Below are 10,787 nucleotides of genomic sequence, written 5' to 3'. Positions count from 1 at the left end.
GGCCCCGGCCGGTCCCGCCGCCGGGCGCCGGTGCGGCGCCGACCACCCAGCCGGCGAGCCCCGCCCCTGGCGCGGCGGCGCGGATCCGCGCCGCCGCCATCACCACCGTGGCGACAGCCCCCGCCGGAACGCTCGTCCTGTACGACACCACGGGCCAGTGGGGCTGGCTCGGCGAGCAGTACGCCATCCAGACGGCGAACCTCGTCTCCCACTTCGGCACCTGGCGGGCGCATCCGGTGGCCGCCTATACGGCTGGTGAGATGGCGGGCTACGCCGCCGTCGTCTACATCGGCTCCACCTACGACGAGCAGGTGCCTACCGCGTTCCTCACCGACGTGCTGGCCGGCACCCGGCCAGTGGTGTGGATGTACGACAACATCTGGCAGCTCACCGCGCAGTCGCCGACTTTCACCGCCACCTATGGCTGGAACTGGTCCCAGTTCGACCTTTCCTCCGTCGCGGCGGTCCGTTACAAGAACACGAGTCTGACCCGGTACGCCGGCAACGGCAGCGGAATCATGAACTACGCCACCGTGGACACCACCAAGGCGACGGTGCTCGCCCAGGCTGTCCGGGCCGACGGGACGACATTCCCCTGGGCGCTGCGATCGAACAACCTCACCTATATCGGTGAGATCCCCTATTCCTATGCGGATATGACCGACCGCTATCTGGCTCTGTCGGACGTTCTCTTCGACGCGCTCGCTCCGGCCACGCAGACCCGGCACCGTGCCCTTGTCCGGATCGAGGACGTCGGCCCGGACGCGGATCCGGCCGAACTGCGCTCGACAGCCGACTACCTGTCGTCGGTCAAGGTGCCCTTCTCCGTGGCGGTCTACCCCCGTTATCGGGACCCCAACGGCGTCTACAACAACGGCACTCCGGTCGACATCACCCTGGCGAACGAGCCGGCCGTGGTCAGCGCGCTCACGTACATGGTGAGCAAGGGCGGGACACTGCTGATGCACGGGTACACCCATCAGTACTCGAACGTGGCGAATCCGTACTCGGGCGTCAGCGCCGACGACTTCGAGTTCTTCCGGGCCCACATCGACGCCCTGAACAATGTTGTCTACGACGGCCCGGTGCCCGAGGACAGCCAGGCCTGGGCGGCCGGTCGCATCGACAGCGCGGCCACCGCTTTCACCGCCGCGGGCCTGCCCGTGCCGACGACGTTCGAGTTCCCGCACTACGCGGGATCGGCAGCCGACTACCGGGCCGTGGTCGCCAGATTCCCCAAACGGTACGAACGCGCGCTGTACTTCCGGAACCAGCTTGCCGGGGGAACGATTGACAGTAGTACCTTCAGCGGGCAGTTCTTCCCCTACCCCGTCACGGACGTGTACGGCACCTACGTCATTCCGGAGAACATCGGGAACATCGAGCCGGAGCCGTTCAACAACCACCCGGCTCGGCTGCCAGCCGATCTGATCGACTCGGCCAGGCGGAACCTCGTGGTCCGGGACGGGTTCGCAAGTTTCTTCTACCATCCCTACCTCGGGACGTCGTACCTGCGTGACACCGTCTCGGGGATCAAGAACCTCGGCTACACCTTCGTCGCGGCAGGGGGCGTGTAGGAGCGACCGGCAACAGGTCGTTCGATCAGACAGCCGCGCCCGGGTGGCTCCTGGCACGGCCGCGGGCCGCACCGATACCGGATGGGTGGTACCGGTGCGGCCGAGAACGCGGCCAGGGGCCGCCTAGGCGTGGCGAGCCGGATCTGGCAGGGTCCCGCGCGGCGCGGGCGGAGGCGTGGGTCCTATACATGGTCAGCCTCCAGATGGTGAAATTACCGGACTGTGAATGATCTGGCGCTCAACGCGCTCGAGGCGGCCGCCGCGCGTGTTTTCGCGGTTCTGCGAATCTTCGGGATCCTCTTCGAACTGGTCGCTGTCGTCGTCGGGCACAGGTGGTACTGCACGCCGGCTCATCTGATAGTGCCGGCGGTGGTCGCCGGCTGGGGGATCGTGTTCGCCGCCAGCTGCCTGCGGGCCGGGCTGCGTCGGGGGATTGCCGCCGGCGAACTGGCGGTGGCAATGCTGCTCGCGGCGACCGTGCCGTGGGCGCTGCCCCCCGATGTGCTGCGGGAAGGGCTGAGCTGGGTGCTGCCGCGCCTGGTCGGGGCATCGGTCGTGGTCGCCTGGTGTGCCCCGGCCGTGATCTGGCTGCCGGCCACGGCCACTCTCGCCGGTCTGCTCATGACGTCATGCCTGGCATCGGGGATGCAAGCCAGCACGGCCGCCGTGATGGTTGCCGCGATGGCCTTCCTGTCGCTGCTGTTCACGGTGGTGTCAAGCGTGGCGCGGCACGGCGCGATCATGGCCGACCGGAGTTTCGCGCGCGCCGCGGCCCGGCAGAGCGTACATGCGCTGGCGACGGCGCGGCAGCGAAAACTCAGGGAGTCCGAACGCATCCTGCACGACATCGTGTTGAACACCCTCACCGGGCTCGCCTGGGGCGTGTCCGCCTCCTCGGCGCAGATGGTCAGGACACGTTGCCGCCATGCCGCGACCGTTTGCGTGGATCTCCTGGGCACTGGTTATGACGGGGGCGACGAGGCCGCCAGCCCCGCCGCGCGGCTGGACCAGGTTGTCGAGGAGGCGCGCCGCGCTGGGCTGGACGTCGAGATCTCGACAACCGGTCAGCTGGATGTCCCCGGGGATGTCCGTGCCGCGTTGGCGGCCACGGTCCGGGAGGCGCTGTCCAACGTCCGCCGCCACGCGAACACATCCCGGGCCTGGGTGGACATCCAGGCGAATACGGGGGACGTAGTGATAACCGTTCGTGATGAAGGAGTGGGTTTCGAGCCGCTGGACCATGATTCCGAGCGGTTGGGCATCCGATATTCGATCATCGGGCGGATGGCCGACGTGGGCGGTTCGGCTGACGTTCGCTCCATATCCGGCCGTGGCACGACGGTCACGCTGCACTGGTCCCCGCGCCTGGCGCCGGAGCCGGCCCTGGCGGCCGACGCGGTCGCGCTGGAGTGCTCCTACGCCTGGAACGCGACGCGGGCGGTGGGCATGGGAGCATGTCTGTGGCAGATCGGTTGTGGCCTGCTGCTGCTCGGACGCCTCGCCGCATACCGCCATCCGCTGCTCGTCCTGGGGGCTTGGGGAATTTCCCTGGCGCTGCTGGCCCGCTACGTCGTGCTGGCGCTCGGTGGCCGGCTCCGCCCGGTCGTGGTCGCGCGGCTGGTCGTGGTCGTGATCGGTACCCAGATCGTCCTCGGCCTGTCGGTGCGGGACGGAGATCTGGTGGGACTCCGGCCGGTGATGTTCGCGGACGTCGGGGCGACGGTCCTTTTCGTGTTCGGCCGACCAGCCGGCCAGTGGCTGGCGCCGGTGACGCTGATGGCCGGGACAGCGACGGCTGTGATCAGTTGGCGGTCGGCGGGTGACGTCACCGTGCTGATGAGGTTCGGCGAGTTCCTTTACGCACAGGTCGCGCTCCAGACGGCCTTGTCGATGTTCTGGCGGGCCCGCCACGCCATGGCCGGGGTGACGGCACGGACCGCGCGCGCGGAGGCGGAACTGATTGCGGATCGGGCAGCTGCGGTCGCTGTGCGTCATGACCGGCGGCTGCGCCTGCTTCACCTGGCCGACGGTCCGTTGCCCCTTCTCGCCGATCTCGGTGCGGGCAGGCTGGACCCCCAGGATGACGTGGTCCGTGAGCGCTGCGCGCGGTGCGCGGCGGCGCTGCGGCGCACACTGACCCGCCAGCTGTCACCGTCGGCGCTGGTCACCGTTCTTGAGAGTGCCGCGCGTTCGGCAGAGCTGCGAGGCGCCAGGGTGGAGCTTCAGATCGCGGGAGAGGTGGAGGCCATTCCCGCGGCGGTGGGGCGGGAGATCGCGGGTACCGCCACCGCGATCCTCGCCCGGATCGGCGATGGCCGGGTCCTCATCACCCTCACCGCCGGCGCGCGGGACGGCTTTCTGTTCCTGGCATTTCCCGCACCCGCACCCGCCCTCGGCGATCCGGCCCCGGGCCTTCCCGCGGGCACACCCATGACACACCAGTGGATCGACGTCGTCGAGGAGAGTGAGGAGGGCAAGGTCTGCGTGGAGATCCGCTGGGGGCTGGACCGCGCCGTCCAGACATCCCGGTGAGCGCTGTCCCACACGGGCAGGCGAGCGGGATCGACCCCGTGGGTCTACGGCGTGTTTCAGCAGCCGTCCTTCGATCAGGGAGCCGGACAGATGGCTTGTGAAACACGCCTTAGAGCGCCCGGCAGTAGGGGTGTGGATCAGGGAACGGGGCTGGGGTGCGTGCGTCGCGAGGCGGCGGAGGCAGGCACCGGAGGTGTTGGGTGGCGACCGACGACAACGCGGCCAGGGGACGCCTGGACGCGGCGAGCCGGAATGACGATCTCACACACGCTCTTAGCGCCTGCGCCGGAAGATGCGGGTGCCGAGCCACACCAGCGGGTCGTAAGAAGCGTCGACGACCCGTTCCTTGAGCGCGATGATGGCGTTGTCGGTGATCGCGATGTTCTCCGGGCACACCTCCGTACAGCATTTCGTGATGTTGCAGTAGCCGATACCGGCCTCCTTGCGCAGCAGCTCCCGCCGGTCCTCGGTGTCGAGTGGATGCATCTCCAGCTCGGCGTACCGGACCATCAGCCGCGGGCCGGCGAAGACCGGCTTGTTCTCTTCATGGTCACGGATGACGTGGCAGACTGTCTGGCACAGGAAGCACTCGATGCACCGGCGGAACTCCTGGACGCGGCCGGCGTCCTCCGGCCGCATCCGGTGGTGCCCGTCGGCGCCGGCGGGCGGGCCGGGCGCGAATGCCGGCACCTGCGCGGCCTTCTCGTAGTTGTACGAGACGTCGGTGACAAGGTCCCGGATCACCGGGAAGGTCCGCAGCGGCGTCACGGTGATGGTGTCCGCCGGGGCGAATAGGTTCAGCCGGGTCATGCACATCAGCCGGGGACGGCCGTTCACCTCGGCGCCGCACGACCCGCACTTGCCGGCCTTGCAGTTCCACCGGACGGCCAGATCCGGGAGCTGGGTCCGCTGGAGCCGGTGCAGCGCGTCGAGGACGACCATGCCCTCCTCGACGGCGACCGTGTAGTCGTGCAGATCACCGCCGCTCGCATCGCCTCGCCACACCTGGAGTCTCAGGTCGTACCCGGTCATCACGCATCCTTCCCGGCCGCCGCGGGCTGGTCGAACAGGTGAGCCAGCTCCGCCGGCAGCGGCGGCAGCGGCTCGGCGGTGAGCTCAAGCCTGTCGGCACGCAGCCGCAGGACGTGGTTGACGGTCGCGAACGCCGGATCGGGCCGGGGGAAGTCGTCGCGGGTGTGCCCGCCACGGCTCTCCTTGCGGGCCATCGCGCAGGTGGCGATGCACTCGGCGACGGTGAGCAGCGATCGCAGATCGATGGCAAGATGCCAGCCGGGATTGTACTGGCGGTGACCGGTGACCGCGACCCGGCGGGCACGGGCCCGCAACGCCTCGATCTCTGCCAGTGCCTGGGCGAGCTCGGTTTCGGTCCGGATGATCCCGACCAGGCTCTGCATCACCTCCTGAAGGTCGATCTGTAGCTGGTAGGGGTTCTCCGCCGCGGTTGCGCCGGTGTGTCCGTTGGTGTGTGCGTTGGTGGTGGAGAACGGCGCGAGAACCTGTTCGACGATCGCATGGACCTCCGCGTCGGTAGCCACGCCCCGGACGCCCGCCGGCACCGCCTGTGCGTATCGCGCGGCGTACAGCCCTGCCCGGCGTCCGAAGACAAGCAGGTCGGACAGGGAGTTACCGCCGAGGCGGTTCGAGCCGTGCATGCCGGCCGCGCACTCGCCCGCGGCGAACAGCCCGGGTACCGTCGCCGCCGCGGTGGCCGGGTCGACCTTGATGCCGCCCATGACGTAGTGACAGGTCGGGCCGACCTCCATCGCCTCCCGGGTGATGTCGACGTCGGCCAGCTCGGTGAACTGGTGGTACATGGACGGCAGCCGGCGGCGGATGTACGCCGGGTCACGGCGGGAGGCGATGTCAAGGTAGACCCCGCCGTGCGGCGAGCCCCGCCCCGCCTTGATCTCGGCGTTGATGGCTCGCGCCACCTCGTCGCGGGGAAGCAGCTCGGGCGGCCGGCGGGCGGTCACCTTGTCGGTGTACCAGCGGTCGGCCTCCTGCTCGGTGTCGGCCGTCTCGGCGGCGAAGACCGGGGGGATGTAGTCGAACATGAAGCGACGGCCTTCGGCGTTGAGCAGCACGCCGCCGTCGCCCCGGACGCCCTCGGTGACGAGGATCCCCTTCACCGACGGTGGCCAGACCATGCCGGTGGGATGGAACTGGACGAATTCCATGTCCATCAGCGTGGCCCCCGCCCACAGCGCGAGCGCGTGGCCGTCGCCGGTGTACTCCCAGGAGTTCGACGTCACCTGATAGGACTTGCCGATCCCGCCGGTGGCAAGCACTATCGCGGGCGCGTCGAAACGCACGAAGGTCCCGGACTCGCGCCAGTACGCCAACGCGCCGGTGACCGCTGGTTCGCCACGCTGCGGCGTGTCCGGTGAAAGCGCGGTCTGTGACGGCGTCGCCCGCGGTGGTACGGCCTGTTGGCGCCGCGTCGTCAGCAGGCGCAGCACCGTGCACTCCATGAACACGTCGACACGTTTGCTGATCAGCCGGTTTTGCAGGGTACGGATCAGTTCCAGGCCGGTGCGGTCCCCGACATGCGCGAGCCGCGCGAAGCGGTGGCCGCCGAAGTCACGCTGGAGGATCCGCCCGTCGGGCGTCCGGTCGAAGACCGCGCCCCACTCCTCCAGCTCCCAGACCCGTTCCGGCGCCTCCTGCGCGTGGAGCTGGGCCATCCGCCACTGGTTGAGCATCTTCCCGCCACGCATCGTGTCGCGGAAGTGCGCCTGCCAGTCGTCCTCGGGCCACACGTTGCCCATCGCGGCCGCGATACCGCCCTCAGCCATGACGGTGTGCGCCTTGCCGAGCAGGCTCTTGCAGACGACCGCGACGCGGGCGCCCTGCTCGTGCGCTTCCAGCGCCGCGCGCAGGCCCGCTCCGCCCGCGCCGATGACCACGACGTCGTACGCGTGCGTCTCCGATACGGACGACGACGATGACGATGACGATGACGATATGGATGGTGCGGTCATGGTCGCTCACGCCACCCAGTGATAGTCGTGGAGGTGACCGCTCGCGACCAGCCAGATGTAGAAGTCGGTTGCCATGATCCATAGAAGGCTCGCCCAGGCCCACACCAGATGACGCCGGTTGAGCGCCGAAATCCCCCGCCACAGCCGCTGGCGGGCCGGATGCGCGGACAGGGTCCGCAGCCCACCTCCACACAGGTGCCGGAAGGAATGGCAGGAAAACGTGTACAGGCCGAGAAGCACCACATTGGCCGCAAGAATGCCGCTACCGACGCCAATGCCGAAACCGCCGTCGAAGCTGAACGCCTGGACAGCCTCGTAGGTGAGCAGACACACGAAGAGCCCACCGAAGTAGAGGAAATAGCGGTGCACGTTCTGTAGCAGCAACGGGAACCGGGCCTCACCGCTGTACCTGCGCCGGGCGTCGGGGACCGCGCAGGCCGGCGGCGCCCACCAGAACGAGCGGTAATACGCCTTCCGGTAGTAGTAGCAGGTGAGCCGGAAGCCGAGCGGGAAGAGCAGAATCAGGATGGCGGGTGAGATCCAGGGGATGTCGCCGAGCAGCCCGGAGCCGAGCGCGTCGGCCGGGCAGGAGTCGGTCAGGCACGGCGAGTAGAACGGCGACAGGTACGGATCCGCGTAGTAGTTGCCGTTGCGGAACGCCGCCCACGTCCCGTAGGCGACAAAGCCGGCGAGCACGGCCACCGTGACGACCGGGGCCACCCACCACCGGTCCCGTCTCAGGCTGGGCTGGATGATCCTCGCTCGGGCCGCGCCGCCGCTGGGAGCGGCGGCTCTGGCGGGGCCCCGATTGTCGGGAGGACGGGCATCCGTCTGCGTCGGCATGGTGCTCCTCGGTTTCCTGGGGCCGCAGGCGCGGTCAGGTGCGTTCGCGGCGCTGGGCCCCCGGCGTGTTCTCGCTGGCTGTTGCTCTCCTTGGCGTGTTCTGGTCGGTTGGAGGGACCGACGACAGGCCGCGAGTTATCGCGCGGCCCGTCGTCTCATGCTCACACCCGGACGCGGCGTCGGCGGCGCGGCGACACGGCGCGATGCCGCTGCCACCCGCCGGCGACCCCCTCGTCGTCGCATTCGGGCTGGAACTCCGGTTCGCCCTGGCGGGCCGGTACGAACACGGGTTCGTAGCGGGTTGAGCACGCTGGGCCGTCGGCCGTGCCGGCCGGGTCCAGACCGTTCGCGCCGCTGCGGGTCATGGTCTCAGCTTCAAGATCGTCAAGGTCTTCCAGGACGCGACGGACATCCGCCTCGAGCCGGCCCGCCATTCTTGAACTGGGCGCGTGGCAGCGCACATGGTGCACATGACGTTGCGCTTCCTGTACTGCTCTGATCACGGCGAGAAGCTCGTCCCGTAGGCTTGTCGACTGCACGATTCGCCACCTCCGTGGTTCCGGCTGCCGGCCGGCGACATTCCAGACAGGTATCGGTACCCATCTCCACTGCCGAGCCGGTCACATCAATGACACATTACGTTCACGCAACAGTATGATCGACGGGCGGAAGGTTGGCCGGAGACGCAGACCTTCGACCGCGCCGGAGCGCCGGAAGGCCGTGTCCAGATGCGTCAGAGACCCGCTCGCGCGGGTCATTGAGCCGGACAGCTGGCTTCCGGAACACGCCGTAGTGACGGCGAGCGCCTGGGCGGCCGGGCTACCGGCTGATCAGGTCGTCCAGATGGGCCCGCACGGCGCCAGCGACGTCCATCTCGTCAGGGGACCAGGACAGTCCGGCGAGCGTGAACAGACAGGCGACGACCCGGGCGTACCGGCCGGTCGGGGCGTCCAGCTCAGGGAAGGCCGCACGAAGGCGGCTGGCGGTCCGGGGCGCGTGCCGCAGCGCGGTGATGTACAGGTTCGCGACGCCGATGCCTGAAACGCTGCGGCCCCAGTGCTCCCAGTCAATGATCGAAAAACGCGGCGCGGTGATGTTGCCCCAGTGCAGGTCCAGATGCTCGGTGGCCGCCGGGCCGGGGGCAACGTCAGCGGGCAGCTCACCGACTCTGGCATGGATCAGATGGGCGAGCTGTTCGGGGGAGTAGGCCCACAGCTTCCGCTCGGTGGGGGTGTCCGCGAGCGCGTCGACCGAGGCACGCAGGTCGGCCCACCAGGCGTCCGGGAGGTCGGGCTCGCCGGACAGGTACTGCCCGGCGCTGTAGGCGTCCGCCGGCACGACCGTCGAGTCGGCCGCGAACGTGAGCAGCTCAGCGCGCACGGACACCGGGACCGGGTCGGGATGGGTCCATTCGGTCTCAGCGAGCAGTGTCGGCTTGGCGACGCCGGACAGGCTGGCGGCATCGTGGGTGCCGGTCCAGACCTCGCGGTCCATGTCGGACTCGATGAACGCGGCGACCCGCAGCCACGCGGTGGCGCCGTCGTGTGTGGCGGGCCCCGCGATGACGGCGTCGGAACCGCTGGCCCGTCCGGAGCCGAGAGGCCGTATCCCGAGTTGTCGTGCGCCCTCGCGGTAGATCTCAGTGAGCCACGCCGCACCGTCGATGCTGACCGGCAGCCAGCGGATCACGCGGTTCCGTCTGTTGGACGCGGTTCGCAGTCCGGGGTCTTCGGCTTGCATTGGGACTGGGTGGGGCTGCAGGCGGTGCTCGCCTTGGGACCGCAGATGTCCGGGCCACAGCCGGAGGCGGCGGTCACCGTGCGCGCGGCGTCGAGCCGGGCGACCTGGGACCGGAAGGGCGCGCCAGCGAGAACCGCGGCCAGCCCGTCACGGACGTTACCGGCGGCGGCGCGGCGGGTGAAGACGCATGGAGTCACGGTGCCGTCCGGGCCAACCGCGGCCGTGCCGTGCCCGCAGTGCCCGCAGGTGCCCGCCTCATCGTCGTGGTCGGCGGCGCGGCCGAATGGCCGGACCTGGTCGATGCTGGCGACGACGCCGAGGGCGGTCAGGTCGTCGAACGCGGCGAGAGCCTGTTCCTCGCCGGCGGTGGCGATGATGCCGGCGCGGACCGGCACCTCTGCCGCGACGAGGCGCCGCAGCTGGGCCCGGGTGCGGGCATGGCTGCCGGCACGCCCGGTGACCTTGTCATGCCGGGCCGCGTCGTCGGCGTAGTACGAAGTCGCGACCGACACACCCGGGCGGACGAGCGCGTCCCAGACCACGGCGGGAAGGGCGTACAGGTTGGTGAAGACCTCGACCGCGAGGTTAGCGTCGAGCGCCGCCGCGACGAGCGCCGGGAAGTCAGGACGGAGGGTCGGTTCGCCGCCGATGAGGCAGACCTGCTCGACGCCGACGGCGGCTGCCTCGGTGATGACCGCTTCCCAGTCGGGAAGCGTCATCGTGCCCTGGCTGCCGTGTGGTGAGGAGCCGGCGTAGCAGTGAGAGCAGGCTAACTGGCAGCGTCCGGTGATCTCCAGCCAGATCAGCCGGGGCGGCTCGGCCTGGATCACCGGGTGGACAGGCCCGGGCAGCGTCACGGTCATGATGATCTCCCTACGCCGTGTTCTGATACTCGCCGACGTGGATCACGTCGTGGCGCAGCCGCCGCTCGGGGGTGGTCAGGCCCAGCAGACGCTGCCCGCCCGGCCCGCAGATGATCATCTCTCACCGGCGGACCGGGCGATGGCAACGGTGAATTCGCCAGGCACCACTGTAGCCGGCCGGCGCCAGCCAGGCGGGCTAAGAGCGACCGGCAATAGGGACGCGGCGTCGC

Annotated in this window: 9 protein-coding genes; 3 read left to right on the top strand and 6 right to left on the bottom strand. The window is 69.5% G+C overall.

Translation table 11 applies throughout. The annotated features are described in order from the left end of the window. Positions 1-1,577 (top strand): DUF2334 domain-containing protein (locus MJ783_RS18255; protein ID WP_239311898.1); only part of this gene is annotated, 1,577 nt, incomplete at its 5' end. Between the two features lie 222 nt (positions 1,578-1,799). Further along, complete coding sequence (locus tag MJ783_RS18250) at positions 1,800-4,109, top strand: ATP-binding protein (RefSeq protein WP_239311896.1); 2,310 nt, start codon at positions 1,800-1,802, stop codon at positions 4,107-4,109. A gap of 273 nt (positions 4,110-4,382) precedes the next feature. Here MJ783_RS18250 and MJ783_RS18245 read toward each other — a convergent pair whose 3' ends face one another. The 6 genes from MJ783_RS18245 to MJ783_RS18220 all read right to left on the bottom strand — a co-directional run bounded on the left by MJ783_RS18245 (position 4,383) and on the right by MJ783_RS18220 (position 10,557). After that, positions 4,383-5,141 (bottom strand): succinate dehydrogenase/fumarate reductase iron-sulfur subunit, encoded by a 759-nt coding sequence (locus MJ783_RS18245; protein WP_239311894.1) that lies wholly within the window; start codon positions 5,139-5,141, stop codon positions 4,383-4,385. Further along, entirely contained in the window at positions 5,141-7,111 is a 1,971-nt protein-coding gene (locus MJ783_RS18240) for a fumarate reductase/succinate dehydrogenase flavoprotein subunit (protein WP_239311892.1), read from the bottom strand. The genes MJ783_RS18245 and MJ783_RS18240 overlap by 1 nt, the downstream gene beginning before the upstream one ends. A gap of 6 nt (positions 7,112-7,117) precedes the next feature. Continuing rightward, positions 7,118-7,954, bottom strand: a complete 837-nt coding sequence (locus MJ783_RS18235; RefSeq protein WP_239311890.1) for a hypothetical protein — start codon at positions 7,952-7,954, stop codon at positions 7,118-7,120. Positions 7,955-8,115: 161 nt separating this feature from the next. Next, a complete protein-coding gene (locus tag MJ783_RS18230; RefSeq protein WP_239311888.1) occupies positions 8,116-8,493 on the bottom strand; it encodes a hypothetical protein in 378 nt (125 codons plus the stop codon). Positions 8,494-8,773: 280 nt separating this feature from the next. Continuing rightward, a complete protein-coding gene (locus tag MJ783_RS18225; RefSeq protein ID WP_239311885.1) occupies positions 8,774-9,643 on the bottom strand; it encodes a hypothetical protein in 870 nt (289 codons plus the stop codon). Then, complete coding sequence (locus tag MJ783_RS18220; protein WP_239311883.1) at positions 9,640-10,557, bottom strand: radical SAM/SPASM domain-containing protein; 918 nt, start codon at positions 10,555-10,557, stop codon at positions 9,640-9,642. The genes MJ783_RS18225 and MJ783_RS18220 overlap by 4 nt, the downstream gene beginning before the upstream one ends. Before the next feature lie 49 nt (positions 10,558-10,606). Between MJ783_RS18220 and MJ783_RS18215 the strand changes: the two genes are divergently transcribed. Further along, positions 10,607-10,787, top strand: a 181-nt coding sequence (locus MJ783_RS18215) for a hypothetical protein (protein ID WP_239311881.1), incomplete at its 3' end; no start/stop codon positions are given.

Origin of the sequence: Protofrankia sp. Cj3 (assembly GCF_917627355.1) — a bacterium.
Lineage (GTDB): Bacteria > Actinomycetota > Actinomycetes > Frankiales > Frankiaceae > Protofrankia.
This window is presented reverse-complemented; position numbering and strand designations above follow the sequence as displayed.